Genomic DNA, 14,015 nt, shown 5'->3' on the forward strand with positions numbered 1-14,015 from the left:
ATTTATATTCTAACACCAGTAGGATATCGCATGCTGAATGTGGAAGAAAGCGGGGAAGAGTAAATTTTAATTTCTCTTTAATTCTATGCGGGTTTACTTTAAAACCCATTTAACACCCAATCTGCTACAATACAAATATAGACAAAGGGAGTCTATAAGAGATATTGTAATGAGAAAGGGAATGAATACAATGAAAGAACAGATGATAAATACAAAAGAAATAATGGAAGAAAGAGAATTAAGACAATTATGTTTCGATGTAAAACAATGCTGTTCTCAACATGATTTTATAAAAGCTGAAAAGATGGCAGCATTGGCAATGGAGAAATATCCAGATGCGGCGCAGCCACATAATTTATATGGAGCAATTTTAGAGATGACAGATCAACATGTATCTGCAATGAAACATTTTCGTGCAGCATTAGCATTAGATCCGACATATGAACCGGCAAGTTATAATCTGGAACAGTATGGGACACTGACTTTGGAAGGAAAACATTGTGCTTTTGATGAAGAGGAGTTGGAAACAAAAAAAAGACCGTCCCACGGGCCTGCAAAAAAGCAGGCGGGGAACAGTACTTTAAGAATGATATTATATCCTCTCTATAGAAATAGAGATTCCAATGTTTCAAAAAATGTAGGATAAGATACATCAATGCAATGGCTGTTTATTATTTCTGTTTCTCCATCAGCAGCGAGACCTGCGATGGAGAAAGCCATTGCAATTCTATGGTCGAGAAAACTGTCTATTTTAGCACCGGACAAATATCCTTTTCCGGTAATAATCATTCCGTCTTCTGTAGGAATGACATCTCCCCCCATTTGTTTTAGATTTTCACTTACTGTTTCAATTCTATCTGTCTCTTTTACTTTCAATTCTTCGGCATTTCTGATAACGGTAGTTCCGTCAGCAAAAGAAGCGAGAACAGCGATAATCGGTATTTCATCAATCAAAGTCGGTATAATGGAACCTTCAATAACCGTTCCGTGCAGATTACTTGTCTTTACAAGCAAATCAGCGACAGGCTCACCACCCACTGTTTTTTCATTTAAAAATGTAATATCGCCACCCATATTCTGACATACGGTTAAAATGCCGGCGCGGGTTGGATTGATTCCTACGTTTTGAATAAGTATTTCAGAGTCAGGAATCAGAAGTCCTGCTGCAATAAAATATGCAGCGGAGGAAATGTCTCCCGGTATGACAATTTTTTGTCCCTCCAGTTTAGGCTCAGGCTCAACGGAAACAGTTGGTAAATTTGTGTCAGGCTGAGTGAAACTGCGCAATTTTCCACCGAATCCCGCCAACATTAACTCGGTATGATTTCGGGATAAGACAGGCTCTGTCACGGAAGTTATTCCGTCAGCATAAAGCCCGGCAAGTAAGATAGCGGATTTGACCTGTGCGGAAGCCACCTTTGAATGATAGTGGATACCGTGTAATGCGGACGGTGATATATGTAACGGGGCGCAGTTATTTCCATGTATGCTTTTTATTTTTCCGCCCATAAGAGAAAGCGGTTTTATAATTCGCCCCATCGGCCGTGTATTTAAAGATGCATCGCCGGACAGTGTGCTTTCAAACGTCTGACCGGCAAGAATACCTGATAGAAGGCGTGTTGTTGTACCGCTGTTTTCTGTATTCAATATAGTTTGCGGCACATGGAGACCGTGAAGCCCTTTGCCGTGAATCAAAATCTTCTCCGGAGAGTTTTCAATCTCAATGCCCATTTCTCTAAAACAGTTGATTGTGGCAAGACAGTCAGCGCCCTGTAAAAAATTAGTAATTTCAGTTGTGCCGCCGGCAAGCGAACCAAACATAACGGCGCGGTGGGAGACAGACTTATCTCCCGGAATACTTATAACTCCTCGAAGTCCCTTTGTTTTTCTAATAATCATATCTAACCCTTTCCTAACGTTTATATACTGTATATCTGTGTTTTTCCAAAAGTTTTACTGCTTTTAAAGAGGAAGACTCATCATAAAATTCAATTCGGAGAATCCCCTCCTCAAATTCCCGGTTATGTACGATACCGATATTTTTCAAACTGATATGGTTTGACGCCAAAATAGTGGCAACGGTGGCGATTCCCCCTGTCTCATCTAAAATATCACAATAGATGGCGAAAACTTTCTTGATCGGTCCGGCTGAATGTTCAGGAACGGAATCGCGGTAGTTTTTTGCCCGGAGAAATAAATCATATAATGGCTCTTCTTCTTTCTGCTCAACGGAGCATTTTATTTCCTGCAGGGCGTCTATATATTTTTCGAGAATATATGAAATATTTTTGCTATTCTGTGTGCATATATGCTGCCACATGATGGGAGAGGAAGATGCTATGCGGGTGATGTCTTTAAATCCGCCTGCAGCGAGCCGTTTCATAAATTCTTCCTCTGTATCCGAGTTCCTGACAAAGTCCACAAGAACAGATGCGATAATATGGGGAAGGTGGCTTATGGCACCTGTAATATAATCATGTTCCTGATAATCCATTTCTACGGGAAGTGCCTTTAATGACTGAATAAAAGCAGTGTATTGCAGCACTTTTTCTCCGGAAACGGCAGCCGAGGGAGTGAGAATATAGTAGGCATTCTCAATTAAAATTGCCTTAGAGTTTGAAAAACCTGATTTTTCTGAGCCTGCCATTGGGTGCCCTCCGATAAAATATTTCTCCAACCCAAGTGACACGATCTCCTCGTGAATGGAGGTCTTGACACTGCCCACATCTGTCAGAATACAGTCATCGTGAAGCAGAGGCTGAATCTGTTTTAAATAGGCGTTATTAAAGGCGACAGGCGTACACAAAAAGATGTAGGAGCAGTTTGCAAAGTTGTTATCTATGGTATTGCAGGAAACATCGATAATGGACTCGCTCATGGCGAGCGCAAGTGTTTCTCTGCTCTTATCAAAAGCGATAATTTTTGTGTCGGGATAGTAAAGGCGAATGGCTTTGGCGATTGAACCGCCGATAAGCCCCAAGCCGATAAATCCGACTTTTTCCGGTATATTCATGGACAAAATCCTTTCTTATTAAAATTAGTTCTTTATATTTTAATTGATTTAAAGAAATATGTCAACGCTATGATGATTTAAAGTGAAAAAGTAAAGAGGTAAGAGATGTGACAGTTCAGACGCACAGGTTCAAATTAACATATGTAAAAATATTGTATAAAATATATAAAAGAGTTGTAAAAAGACAATAAATTTAGTACAATATATACATTAGAACTAGAAAAATAAGGAGGCACCAACAATGAAAGTTTACAGAACAGACGAGATTAGAAATGTAGTCCTTTTAGGACATGGCGGAAGCGGAAAAACAAGTTTAGTGGAAGCAATGGCTTATGTATCGGGAGCGGTTAATCGAATGGGAAAAATCAGTGATCACAATACAATCAGTGATTTTGATAAAGAAGAGCAGAAGCGCGAATTCTCAATCAGCACGACATTGACTCCTATTGAATGGGAAAAAGCAAAAATTAACATTCTTGACACACCGGGATATTTTGACTTTGTAGGCGAAGTGGAAGAAGCGGTAAGTGCAGCAGATGCGGCTGTTATTGTTGTTTCAGGAAAAGCAGGTGTGGAAGTAGGTACGGAAAAAGCATGGGAGTTATGCGATAAGTATAGTTTGCCGCGTATGGTATATGTTACGGAAATGGACGTTGACGATGCAAGTTTCCGAGAAGTGGTAAAACAGTTGACAGACAGATATGGCAAAGTGATTGCGCCTCATTTTCAGCCGATTCGTGAAAATGAAAAACTGGTTGGATATGTAAACGTTATCAAGAATGCCGGAAGAAGGTATACAGGTATCGGACAGAGAGAAGAATGTGAGATTCCTGAATATTGTCTTCCAAACCTGCAGATTTTGAGAGATGCCTTAATGGAAGCGGTAGCGGAGACGAGTGAAGACTTTATGGAGAGATATTTTGCCGGAGAAGAATTTTCAATTGAGGAGATTCGTTCTGCCATGCGTACAGAAGTAATGGACGGAAGTATTGTACCTGTGGCTATGGGCTCGAATATTGAAGCGCAGGGCGCTGCAAACCTTTTATCTGATATTGTTCGTTTCTTCCCAAGTCCTGACAAGAGAGAATGCGCGGGATTTAATCGGAAAACAAATGAGATTTTTGAGGCGAATTACAACTTCTCCAAAGCAAAAACAGCCTATGTATTTAAAACAATGGTAGATCCGTTTATCGGTAAATATTCTTTTGTAAAAGTATGCTCGGGCGTATTAAAAGGTGATGATGTTTTATACAATGCAGAGTCAGATACGGAAGAAAAACCGGGCAAATTATATGTGATGAACGGAAATAAACCGATTGAAGTATCCGAACTGCACGCGGGGGATATCGGTGCGATTGCAAAATTAACTGCAACGAAAACAGGAGATACCCTTTCTACAAAAAACACACCTGTTTTATATGGAAAGACAGAATATTCTACACCGTATACATATATGAAATACGTAGTGAAAACAAAAGGTGATGAAGATAAAGTATCTCAGGGACTTGCAAAAATGATGGCGGAAGATATGACAATGAAAGTGGTAAATGACAGTGAGAACCATCAGACATTGCTATATGGAATGGGTGAACAGCATTTGGAAGTGATTGTGAGTAAACTGGCATCACGATATAAAGTTGACGTGGAATTGGAAAGACCGAAGGTTGCGTTTAGAGAAACAATCCGTAAAACTTCCGATGTAGATACAAAATACAAGAAACAGTCGGGCGGACACGGACAGTACGGTCATGTTAAGATGAAATTTGAGCCGTCGGGAGATTTGGAAACACCGTACGTTTTTGAAGAGACAGTAGTCGGCGGAGCAGTTCCAAAGAACTATTTTCCTGCAGTTGAAAAAGGACTTCAGGAATCTGTACTTAAGGGACCTCTCGCAAACTATCCTGTTGTGGGAGTTAAGGCAACTTTATATGACGGTTCATACCACCCTGTAGACTCTTCGGAAATGGCATTTAAGACCGCAACAATGCAGGCGTTTAAGAAAGGTATTATGGAAGCTTCTCCGGTACTGTTGGAGCCAATTGCAAATATTAAAGTAGTTGTTCCTGATGAATATACGGGAGATGTTATGGGAGATTTGAATAAGAGAAGAGGACGTGTGCTTGGCATGACACCGCTTCCAAAGGGAAAACAGGAAATAGAAGCAGATATTCCAATGACATGTGTATTTGGTTATTGTACGGCACTTCGCTCCATGACGGGAGGACGAGGCACATATTCATATGAATTTGTTCGCTATGAACAGGCACCTTCAGATGTGCAGGAAAAAGAAATTGCAAATCGTTCAGAGGAATAAGAGAGAAAAGGATTGCTGCATGAAACGGCAATCCTTTTTCCGTGCAGAATGCTTGACAATTTTGGGAAGAGTGATACAATGAGCCTAATTACTTTTCACAGGAGGAAGTTATGAAAAATATGAAAATGAAAATCATAGGAGTGATTGCATTTTTGATTGTTGCGGGAATATATTATTATGTTACTTTGCCGGCAATTAATATTCACTCCAAAGACTTTTGGGTATTTTTGATTATACTCATGGTACTGTTAATTGTATGGTACGGCTGGAAGAAAAAAATCCGCACGAAAGAAGAAGTAAAGTCCTCGAAGGGAATGAGGACGCTGATTACTTTGGGAGTGGCGGTTGTCGTTATTTATGCTGTGGGGACATTGTTATCTTCACCAATCATTAATGCGAAGAAGTATAGAAATCTTCTGAAAGTGGAAGAGGGAGAATTTACAAAAGACATTGAAGAATTGTCTTTTGACCAGATTCCACTGTTGGATAAGGAATCCGCTTCGCTGTTGGGAAACCGTAAAATGGGAAGCATGGTAGATATGGTTTCTCAGTTTGAGATAGATGATATCTATACACAGATTAACTATAATGACAGACCGGTAAGAGTGTCACCGCTTAAGTATGCCAATATCATTAAGTGGTTTACAAACCGTTCGGAGGGGATTCCGGCATATGTACGAATTGATATGGCAAATCAGACAACAGAACTGGTTAAATTGAAAGAGGGAATGAAGTACACGACAAGCGAGCATTTCAACCGCAATATTTACAGACATCTCCGTTTCAAATATCCGACATATATTTTCAATGACTTAAGTTTTGAGACAGACGATGACGGAACACCATATTGGGTTTGTCCGGTGAAGAAGTTCAATATCGGATTATTTGGCGGCGAGACAATTGGAAGAGTTGTTTTATGTAATGCGGTTACGGGTGAGACAAAAGATTACGCCATTGATGAAGCGCCATCGTGGATTGACAGAGCATATTCCGCGGATTTACTTGTACAGTTGTATGACTACTACGGTTCTTTGAAACACGGATATTTTAACAGTATACTCGGACAGAAAGACTGTCTGAAAACAACAGACGGATACAATTATCTTGCCATTGATGACGATGTGTGGGTATATACAGGTGTGACATCGGTAAGTGGAGATGAATCTAACGTTGGATTTGTATTGATGAATCAGCGCACAATGGAGACAAAATTCTATCCGATTGAAGGTGCGACGGAGAAATCAGCCATGTCGTCGGCAGAAGGACAGGTGCAGCATTTAAAATATAAGGCAACGTTCCCATTGCTGTTAAACATTTCAGGGGAGCCGACCTATTTTATCGCATTGAAAGATGACGCCGGACTTGTCAAGAAATATGCGATGGTAAATGTGCAGAAGTATCAGTTAGTAGCAATCGGCGATACGGTCAGTGGCTGTGAAAAGCAGTATAATCAGTTGCTAGTGACAGACGGAGTTGTCAAAGAGGAAGAAAAGACAAGTGAAGTGCAGACGGTAAGCGGTAAAATCAGTAAGATTGCGCAGGGCGTTATCGAAGGAAATTCCCACTTCTATATTATGTTAGAAGGCAACAATGAAATATTCGATGTATCTGTTGTAGACTTTATAGATGTGATTAAGTATGAGGTTGGACAGAACGTTACAATAGAATATACAAAAGGAAAGAACGCCAATACCGTTTTATCAATGAAATAGGACATAAAAAGAGGAAAATGAGTGAAAAATCATTTTCCTCTTTTATTTGTTAGGGTAAAGCCCTGTTTGCCATTGTGGAGTTTTTCGCTGATCCGAAAAACGGAACTTTGGAAAACAAATAAACCACCTGCTATGCAGGTGAGATAGAGGTGCTTCAGCTTACAGTAAAAAACCTCCAGTGTTATAATTAATGCAAGATTCGCCAACCGCATTAATAAACAAAGGAGGTATCCAGATGGATAGTAATAGTTTATCACATACAAAAGTACAGTTTACAAGGGACTACACAGGGTAGGTATCTGACGGGAGGGGTTCCGCCCGTCAGATTTTCCATGTGATGTTCAAGCTGTCGCTTGTAGCGGCAACGGTGGTAATCATCAAATCCACCACCCGCCGCTTGTCGTCAAAGGATACATTGTCCCATGTGTCGAGGTAGCCGGAAATCTGATTGACCTGTTCCGGGCTGATGGCTTCCACCGTCAACTCCGCTATCCTCGCCAGAAGTTCCTGCTTGCGTCCGTCCAGTTCCGCTATCTTCACATTCACATAGGAGAGCAGCACATTGTTTGCGCCCGTCAGATTGTCCACCAGTTTTTCAATCTCGCCGTCCACATGGGCAAGCTCCACTTGCAGGGCGGCGATTTTCGGGTTTGCCTTTGCCGCTTTTTTTCTGCCCGTCAGCGTTTTGTAGCTTGCCAGCTTCTTCACCATCTGCTGATAAACAACCGCTTCCAGCTCCGAAGTGATGATTTTCCCGCACCCGGCACAGCTTTTATTGTCCAGCCGCTTTGTGCAGCGGAGATATTGCTTTCCCACAGGATTGTTAATGCTCATAAGGGCATACCCGCAGTTTCCGCACTTGATTTTTCCCGCCAGCCATGTATGGGTGGCTTTCCGGGCGGACTGGATTTTCATGTTGTTCATCAGCTTCTTGCGGCAGGCCAGCCATATATCCGCCGGGACAATGCCCTCATGGGGAGCCAGCACCAGCATTTGGTCTTTCAAGTCGTTTTTCTTGCTGGGCTTCACATCCCGTCCCTGATACAGATAACAGCCGTTTGTCCCCGTAAAGTCGGCAGCGTCATTGACAATGATTGTCCCTTGACTTTTGAAAAATTCGTACACATCAAGGTCTGCCTGCACATAGACAGGATTGCGTAACATCTGCGCCAGCGTGGGGCGTATTAGTTCCTTGCCGTTGAATAAAATTCCCTGTTCGGCAAAGTACCGGGTAATGTCCCCGTAGGAGGTTGTGGGCTGGGCGTACATCTCGAACATCAGCCGGATATTTGCCGCTTCGTCTGGGTTTACCACCAGCTTCTTTGTGTTGATACCGTCCATCTTGATTGGCTCTGTATGGAAGCCGTAAGGGGCTTTTCCACCCATCTTAAACCCTCGCTGGCTGCGGGAATAATAAGCGTCCGTCACCCGCTTCTGTATCGTTTCCCTTTCAAGCTGGGCGAACACGATACAGATATTCAGCATAGCCCTCCCCATCGGGGTGGAGGTATCAAACTTTTCCGTAGAGGACACAAACTCTACATTGTACTGTTGGAACAGTTCCATCATATTGGCAAAGTCCAGAATGGAACGGCTGATACGGTCGAGCTTGTAAACCACGACCTTTGCAATTAAGCCCCGCTTGATGTCCCGCACCAGTTCTTGAAACTTCGGACGGTCTGTGTTCTTGCCGCTGTACCCCTTGTCTGTGTATTCCTTGCAGTTACCGCCTTTCAACTCGTATTTGCAAAATTCAATCTGGCTTTCAATGGAAATGCTGTCCTTTTTGTCCACCGATTGTCTTGCATAGATTGCGTCTATTCGATTATTCATATTGTCGCTCCTTTTCTTAAAAAAGAAACGGAGCTGCTGACAGCTTTATTATACCGCCAGCAGCCCCGCAAATCAACGATGGCTTTGGAAAACCTTATGCCCCGGCTTCCTCTTTCTGCCGCTTATCGGCATATTTGCGGAACACCTCATAAAGCTGCTGCTCCAGTTCCCGGCGTTTGACCGCTTCCTGTTCCGGCGTGAACACCGGGGAGAGATTTTCCAGCGTGATTTCCCTGCCTTGAAAAGTCACGACTTCCGTTTCCTTTTTGTATCTGATAGTGGTACTTATAAAATCACCTTTCCTTTCCATGCTGCCGCTTCTGCCGTTTCAGTTCCGCCAGTATATCCGGCGGGATACGGTCAACCAGCCGCTGTAAATTGTCCAGTTCGCTTTTCAGCTTTGCCCTTTCCATCGTATCTTTCATCTTGCCTTTTTCACCGGCTTTTGCCCTTGCTTCCAGCTTTTCATTTTCCGCCAACAGGTCATTGATTGTGACCTTGTATTTTTTCAACTGCCCGGAGAAGTTCTCCATCTGCGGAAACCACTTTTTCAGCATAGCGAGGGCTTCTTCTTTCTTCTTTCCGGCGTTGAACGGGGTAATATCGCCCAGCGTGGCTTCAATGGCTCTTGCCTGTTTGGAGAGATTGACCGCCTGCTTGAACAGACGGGTGGGGATATGCTTCCTGCCTGTCTTGCTGGCACTTTCCCCACGCTCCAAGTCGGGATATTTCTCCACCATATAAGCGTGAAAATCGTCCTGCCATTTTGTGAGGTTGGCTCTGTTCCCTATAATCTCCTTTGCACACAGGCGGTTGTCCTCTGTCAGCGGGACAAAGGTCAAATGCAGGTGGGGCGTTTTCTCGTCCATGTGTACCACAGCAGACACGATATTGTCCTGCCCTACCCGGTCAATGAGGAAATCAGCCGCCCTCTGGAAAAACGCCTGTATCTCCTTTGGGGATTTCCCCTTGAAAAACTCCGGGCTGGCGGTAATCAGCGTATCGACAAACCGTGTGCTGTCCTTGCGGGTCCGGCACCCCGCCTGTTCAATCCGGCTCTGAATGAAGTGGTAGTAGCGTCCCTCTGGCTTGACGATATGGAAGTTGTATTTGCTCCGGCTGGTGTCAATGTCGGGGTTGCTGGCGTATTGCTCCTTTTGCCGTTCGTGGTGGGCTTCCAGCGGCCTTGCCGGGTTGCCCTTGTGTTTCTCAAACCGCAAGATTGCGTGCTGTGCCATAAACTCCTTTCCCCATTCTTTTCCTATCCGGGACTTTTCCACAGGAAAATTCCGCCGGAAATAGCTCTGATAGGATTGGAATGGAATAGATATAAATAAAATCGTTTTAATCTCTGTATTTCTATATACCGTCCGGTTTTCGTACTTCAAGAGGATTGATTATCGTACTCTATGAGTGCGGTTTTCAGCCCTCCGGCGTACCAAAACGGGATTTCTTGAAGTCGGTGTTTGAAACCGCTTCATAGGATTTTGGGTAAATACAGTTGGGTTTTCCACAGCCCTGCTTCTTAATCTCAATCAACTCCGCATACTGCAATTCCCGTAGGGTATTGACCGCTTTCTGTCGCCCACAGTGGAGCAGACCAACTACTTCGCAGATGGGATAGTACAGGTAAATGCGTCCGTACTCGTCAGCCCAGCCGTTCTTGCGGGATAGCTCTGTCCGGCGCAGGATAAAGGCGTACAGTATCTTTGCTTCGTTGGACAGGGGTGTGAATGTAGGGGCTTCAAAGAGAAAATTCGGGAGCCGGGTAAAGCTGACCGCCTTTTCCGGCTGATGGATATAAATGGTGTTTGTCATATCGTGTTTTGTGGACGGTTAGAAGACTGTTTCCGGGGGCAGACGGTAGTTTCTATTGCCGGCCCCTGTTCTGTGCTTGCAAAGCCTTGTAAATCAAGGACCTTTCAGCCCCTAACTGTCCACAGTAGACCTCCTTTTCCGTTCACTTTCTGTTTTCTGCCGCCTGTGAACTCTGGCGGCGCAGTCGGGACAGTATTTCGCCCGGTTGGACTTTGGGACGAACACTCTGCCGCAGACCGCACAGCGTTTTAGCTCCTTATCCCGGAAAATCTCTGCTTCCAGCATTCCGATTTGCGGCAAGACCGACCAGCGGAACCACTTACAGCAGACCGAGAAAGAAATGGTCTGGGGGCAGGTGTGGGTGTCCCCATCGTCAAGGAGCATACAGTTCCCGTCCTCATAACAGCAGCACTTCCGGCGGATCAGGGCGTTTGCCTGTTTCCTCTGTGCTGGTGTCATGCGGTAAAGGGAGCCGTCCGGCTTGCGCTCTATGGGCGGCAGTCGTTTATATGGGTTCTCTCTCATGTGTTCCCTCCATTTTTCCTTTGCCGTTCTCCCCGAAAAGGCTTCCTGCCCCATTCCTGCGGCGTGTTCCGGCGTTGGCATGCTCCCCGGACTTCGGGACATTTTGTCCCGAAGTGGCTCGTTGCGGTGCTTCCCCTGCCGGGGTATTCCTTTTCGGACGGTCATTCTGTTTTCAAGGTGCAGCTCATCGATGAACTACCTTAAGTCTACACCTAAAAGACCGCCCGCCCCGTATATCCATAAGGTCGGAAATCAGCCCGGAAAACTCTCTATTTCCACGCTCTCGGAATTATGGTAAAATGGAAAAAACAGAATGCCATTTTCGTTTAGGGAGGGCTCTATGTCAAAATTAAGTGATTTAATAAATGCAGAAGATAGTTTTCTGGTAAAATTAAGATGTGAAAATACTTTTGACGAAACGAAATATTTAGAAATTAAAAATCAAATCCTTATTGAAATGCCAAAGTGGAGAGCACAGGGATTTATTTTGAATTGTGATGTTGAAGTGTTAATTAGCTTGATTGACCAATTAGCGGGAGGAAGCCGCTTCTTTAGCGAGGAAACAGCAATCAGGGTTGAGGATGCTTGTATGGAAATAGAAGAAATTATAAACTGTTTAGGAAGTTAAGTCGTCATATATTAAGTAGACAAGGAGGGAGAGCATGGAACTATCCATACAAGAACGATTGAAAGACCTGCGTGTGGAGCGTGGGCTGACGCTGGAGCAGCTTGAAGAACAGGTAAATCTCTCCAAGTCTGCGCTGGGCAGTTATGAAGCAAAGGACTTCAAGGACATCAGCCACTATGCCATTATCAAGCTGGCGAAGTTTTACGGCGTGACCGCCGATTATCTGCTGGGGCTGTCCCAAACAAGAAATCACCCAAACGCCGATCTTGCAGACCTGCGTTTGAGTGATGATATGATTGAACTATTGAAAAGCGGGCGGGTGGATAATTCCCTCTTGTGTGAACTGGCGGTACACCCGGATTTTCCCCGGCTGATGGCTGACCTTGAAATCTATGTGAACGGTATTGCTGGCAAACAAGTGCAGAGTGCAAACGCCATCGTAGACGCTGTGAGCGCAACCATTATGAAGCAGCACAATCCCGGCTTGTCCGACCCGCAGTTAAGACAGCTTATCGCCGCCCATATTGATGATGACAGTTTTTGCCGCTATGTGATACAGCAGGATATAAACAAGATAGCTCTTGACCTGCGGGAAGCACATAAGGACGATTTTTTCAGCGTCCCGGAGGACAACCCGCTGGAAGATTTTTTACAGACCGCAGACGAAGTCGCCAGCGAGGACGGCGACCCAGAACAAGCGTCTTTGGCGTTTATCTGTAAGCGGCTCAAGCTGAATTTGAAAAAGCTGTCCGAGGAAGAAAAGAAGTGGCTGAAAAAGATTGCACAGAAGTCTGACTTGCTGAAAAATCCGAACCCGCAGCGGGGGAGGAAATAAAAGAAATATATTACGGAGGAAATACAGATGAGATTTTGGGGCAAAGACAGAAAACAGGATAACAGAAAAAATATTTGGATTGAGCATCTCAATATTGATACAGGAAATTGGTTTCAAGTGTTTTCAGCTTGCTTAGGTAAAATGATAGCAATACAGACTGCTTGTAGTGAGCAGGTGGTAAAGGGGCAGGACTGGAATGTTGATTTTTCAGAGGGCGTAATACTTTTTGGAAATCAAAAGTATCCGCTTCAATTCATCGGAAGCGAAGCAACATCAAGTAACACATGGCTGTGGGGGTGGGAAAATATCAATGGATTTTCCGAGAAAATTATTCAGGTAGCCACACACGCAAAAGTAGTGGGGGAACGCTGGAATTTAGAGCCACTAACGACAGCAGAATTTACATTGGACGATACATTCAACGGGCATAACCTGTCTATCGTAACTTGCGGCTTAGTTGATAAGTATTGTTATTACAGAGGTCCACATTCTGGTGGAGCAATTTTTGTTGCATTTTCAGGTGTTCCTGATAGTGTGTTTGCCTCCGTCGATGTTCAAAAATTCGTATCTATAACGACGCAATGTATTCAACAATTTCATATTGATCACAAAATTTTTGTGGAGGGATTTCTCTCGTGGAACAATACGAAATATGAATGGGACAATCAAACATTACTCGCTCATTTTCAGCAAGATTTGAAAATTGAGTTTGAACAAGTAAATGATTTTTGGCGTATTTGCGCTATGAATACCATTTTATCTGGAAAATAGCAAATCCAGTCGAGCCAGTCAACGGTCAAGATGAACGGCACATTTTATGCGCCGCCATTGACAGCCCCGCCCGCCTTTGCTGATGGGCAATCAAGGCGGGAAAGCCCTAAAATGGCTTCCCGCCCATTTCAATTTTGAGAGAAAAATCTGTCTGCTTTTTCGTGAGTGTGTCCACAAGTTCGGGACATTTTGTCCCGAAGTCCGGCATAGGACGAGGGACGGGGGCTTTCATATACGCCCTGTCTGCTGATGAAACCACCCCTGCGCTTGCGGCTCCACGCCACACAATCACAGCCTTGTTTTCTTGCTGCTTCAAATGCTCTTGCCATCCCGGTTGGCAACCGCATTTTCGCAGCAACGCCGACAGAGCGTATAACACACTACACTTTGCAAGCAAAGTCGTGTGCCAAAGGGTGCCCCTTTGGAAACCCCGGACAACAAAACAGGCTGAATATCCCGCACTTTCCCGGTGCTTGATACTCAGCCTTTATTTGTTGTCAGCAGCCCCCGTTTCGTGGTCTGCGTGTAGTTCCTTGTAAACTGACCTAAATGGAATTGTAAGTATC

Annotated in this window: 14 protein-coding genes; 6 read left to right on the forward strand and 8 right to left on the reverse strand. The window is 44.1% G+C overall.

All coding sequences use genetic code 11. The annotated features are described in order from the left end of the window. Nucleotides 1–169: 169 nt before the first annotated feature. Entirely contained in the window at nucleotides 170–646 is a 477-nt protein-coding gene (locus tag ACYQ35_RS02795; protein ID WP_459830028.1) for a hypothetical protein, read from the forward strand. Here the strand turns inward: ACYQ35_RS02795 and aroA are convergent. Then, nucleotides 604–1,899 carry a 3-phosphoshikimate 1-carboxyvinyltransferase gene (gene aroA, locus ACYQ35_RS02800; RefSeq protein ID WP_459830036.1) on the reverse strand — a complete coding sequence of 432 codons (1,296 nt, stop codon included), beginning with the start codon at nucleotides 1,897–1,899 and terminating at the stop codon, nucleotides 604–606. The genes ACYQ35_RS02795 and aroA overlap by 43 nt on opposite strands. A gap of 13 nt (nucleotides 1,900–1,912) precedes the next feature. Beyond that, on the reverse strand, nucleotides 1,913–3,013 hold the full coding sequence (locus tag ACYQ35_RS02805; RefSeq protein ID WP_459830040.1) for a prephenate dehydrogenase/arogenate dehydrogenase family protein: 1,101 nt from the start codon (nucleotides 3,011–3,013) through the stop codon (nucleotides 1,913–1,915). Nucleotides 3,014–3,254: 241 nt separating this feature from the next. Here ACYQ35_RS02805 and ACYQ35_RS02810 point away from each other — a divergent pair, with 241 nt between their 5' ends. Beyond that, nucleotides 3,255–5,327 (forward strand): elongation factor G, encoded by a 2,073-nt coding sequence (locus ACYQ35_RS02810; protein ID WP_459830044.1) that lies wholly within the window; start codon nucleotides 3,255–3,257, stop codon nucleotides 5,325–5,327. 110 nt (nucleotides 5,328–5,437) lie between these two features. After that, nucleotides 5,438–7,039: a hypothetical protein gene (locus ACYQ35_RS02815; protein WP_009757418.1), complete on the forward strand. Its 1,602-nt coding sequence runs from the start codon at nucleotides 5,438–5,440 to the stop codon at nucleotides 7,037–7,039. 321 nt (nucleotides 7,040–7,360) lie between these two features. Here the strand turns inward: ACYQ35_RS02815 and ACYQ35_RS02820 are convergent, their stop codons facing one another. The 5 genes from ACYQ35_RS02820 to ACYQ35_RS02840 form a co-directional block, all read right to left on the reverse strand. Continuing rightward, complete coding sequence (locus tag ACYQ35_RS02820) at nucleotides 7,361–8,872, reverse strand: recombinase family protein (RefSeq protein ID WP_227127884.1); 1,512 nt, start codon at nucleotides 8,870–8,872, stop codon at nucleotides 7,361–7,363. Between the two features lie 94 nt (nucleotides 8,873–8,966). Continuing rightward, on the reverse strand, nucleotides 8,967–9,182 hold the full coding sequence (locus tag ACYQ35_RS02825) for a hypothetical protein (RefSeq protein WP_024738636.1): 216 nt from the start codon (nucleotides 9,180–9,182) through the stop codon (nucleotides 8,967–8,969). After that, entirely contained in the window at nucleotides 9,166–10,110 is a 945-nt protein-coding gene (gene mobV, locus ACYQ35_RS02830; protein ID WP_024738637.1) for a MobV family relaxase, read from the reverse strand. The genes ACYQ35_RS02825 and mobV overlap by 17 nt, the downstream gene beginning before the upstream one ends. Before the next feature lie 184 nt (nucleotides 10,111–10,294). Further along, a complete protein-coding gene (locus ACYQ35_RS02835) occupies nucleotides 10,295–10,690 on the reverse strand; it encodes a replication initiator protein A (RefSeq protein ID WP_024738638.1) in 396 nt (131 codons plus the stop codon). A gap of 111 nt (nucleotides 10,691–10,801) precedes the next feature. Continuing rightward, complete coding sequence (locus tag ACYQ35_RS02840; protein ID WP_024738639.1) at nucleotides 10,802–11,215, reverse strand: cysteine-rich VLP domain-containing protein; 414 nt, start codon at nucleotides 11,213–11,215, stop codon at nucleotides 10,802–10,804. A gap of 340 nt (nucleotides 11,216–11,555) precedes the next feature. On the opposite strand from ACYQ35_RS02840, the gene ACYQ35_RS02845 reads away from it, so the two are divergent. The 3 genes from ACYQ35_RS02845 to ACYQ35_RS02855 are packed head-to-tail and all read left to right on the forward strand — an operon-like array spanning nucleotide 11,556 to nucleotide 13,449. After that, entirely contained in the window at nucleotides 11,556–11,843 is a 288-nt protein-coding gene (locus ACYQ35_RS02845; RefSeq protein ID WP_024738640.1) for a hypothetical protein, read from the forward strand. Nucleotides 11,844–11,877: 34 nt separating this feature from the next. After that, the gene (locus ACYQ35_RS02850; protein ID WP_024738641.1) at nucleotides 11,878–12,678 is read left to right on the forward strand and encodes a helix-turn-helix domain-containing protein; all 801 of its coding nucleotides are present in this window, start codon (nucleotides 11,878–11,880) and stop codon (nucleotides 12,676–12,678) included. A 27-nt stretch (nucleotides 12,679–12,705) separates the two neighbouring features. After that, nucleotides 12,706–13,449, forward strand: coding sequence for a DUF6882 domain-containing protein (locus ACYQ35_RS02855; RefSeq protein WP_024738642.1), 744 nt, complete (start codon nucleotides 12,706–12,708; stop codon nucleotides 13,447–13,449). A 128-nt stretch (nucleotides 13,450–13,577) separates the two neighbouring features. On the opposite strand, the gene ACYQ35_RS02860 is transcribed toward ACYQ35_RS02855, so the two are convergent. Further along, nucleotides 13,578–13,778 (reverse strand): hypothetical protein, encoded by a 201-nt coding sequence (locus ACYQ35_RS02860; RefSeq protein WP_182448827.1) that lies wholly within the window; start codon nucleotides 13,776–13,778, stop codon nucleotides 13,578–13,580. Nucleotides 13,779–14,015 lie beyond the last annotated feature (237 nt).

Source organism: Faecalimonas hominis (assembly GCF_054660755.1).

Excerpts from the sequence above, each read along its gene's own strand:
- mobV (WP_024738637.1), bottom strand. The coding sequence starts at position 10,110 with ATGGCACAGCACGCAATCTTGCGGTTTGAGAAACACAAGGGCAACCCG.
- ACYQ35_RS02815 (WP_009757418.1), top strand. The coding sequence starts at position 5,438 with ATGAAAAATATGAAAATGAAAATCATAGGAGTGATTGCATTTTTGATT.
- ACYQ35_RS02850 (WP_024738641.1), top strand. The coding sequence starts at position 11,878 with ATGGAACTATCCATACAAGAACGATTGAAAGACCTGCGTGTGGAGCGT.
- ACYQ35_RS02820 (WP_227127884.1), bottom strand. The coding sequence starts at position 8,872 with ATGAATAATCGAATAGACGCAATCTATGCAAGACAATCGGTGGACAAA.
- ACYQ35_RS02805 (WP_459830040.1), bottom strand. The coding sequence starts at position 3,013 with ATGAATATACCGGAAAAAGTCGGATTTATCGGCTTGGGGCTTATCGGC.
- ACYQ35_RS02840 (WP_024738639.1), bottom strand. The coding sequence starts at position 11,215 with ATGAGAGAGAACCCATATAAACGACTGCCGCCCATAGAGCGCAAGCCG.
- ACYQ35_RS02845 (WP_024738640.1), top strand. The coding sequence starts at position 11,556 with ATGTCAAAATTAAGTGATTTAATAAATGCAGAAGATAGTTTTCTGGTA.
- ACYQ35_RS02810 (WP_459830044.1), top strand. The coding sequence starts at position 3,255 with ATGAAAGTTTACAGAACAGACGAGATTAGAAATGTAGTCCTTTTAGGA.
- ACYQ35_RS02855 (WP_024738642.1), top strand. The coding sequence starts at position 12,706 with ATGAGATTTTGGGGCAAAGACAGAAAACAGGATAACAGAAAAAATATT.
- ACYQ35_RS02860 (WP_182448827.1), bottom strand. The coding sequence starts at position 13,778 with ATGGCAAGAGCATTTGAAGCAGCAAGAAAACAAGGCTGTGATTGTGTG.
- ACYQ35_RS02835 (WP_024738638.1), bottom strand. The coding sequence starts at position 10,690 with ATGACAAACACCATTTATATCCATCAGCCGGAAAAGGCGGTCAGCTTT.
- ACYQ35_RS02825 (WP_024738636.1), bottom strand. The coding sequence starts at position 9,182 with ATGGAAAGGAAAGGTGATTTTATAAGTACCACTATCAGATACAAAAAG.
- ACYQ35_RS02795 (WP_459830028.1), top strand. The coding sequence starts at position 170 with ATGAGAAAGGGAATGAATACAATGAAAGAACAGATGATAAATACAAAA.
- aroA (WP_459830036.1), bottom strand. The coding sequence starts at position 1,899 with ATGATTATTAGAAAAACAAAGGGACTTCGAGGAGTTATAAGTATTCCG.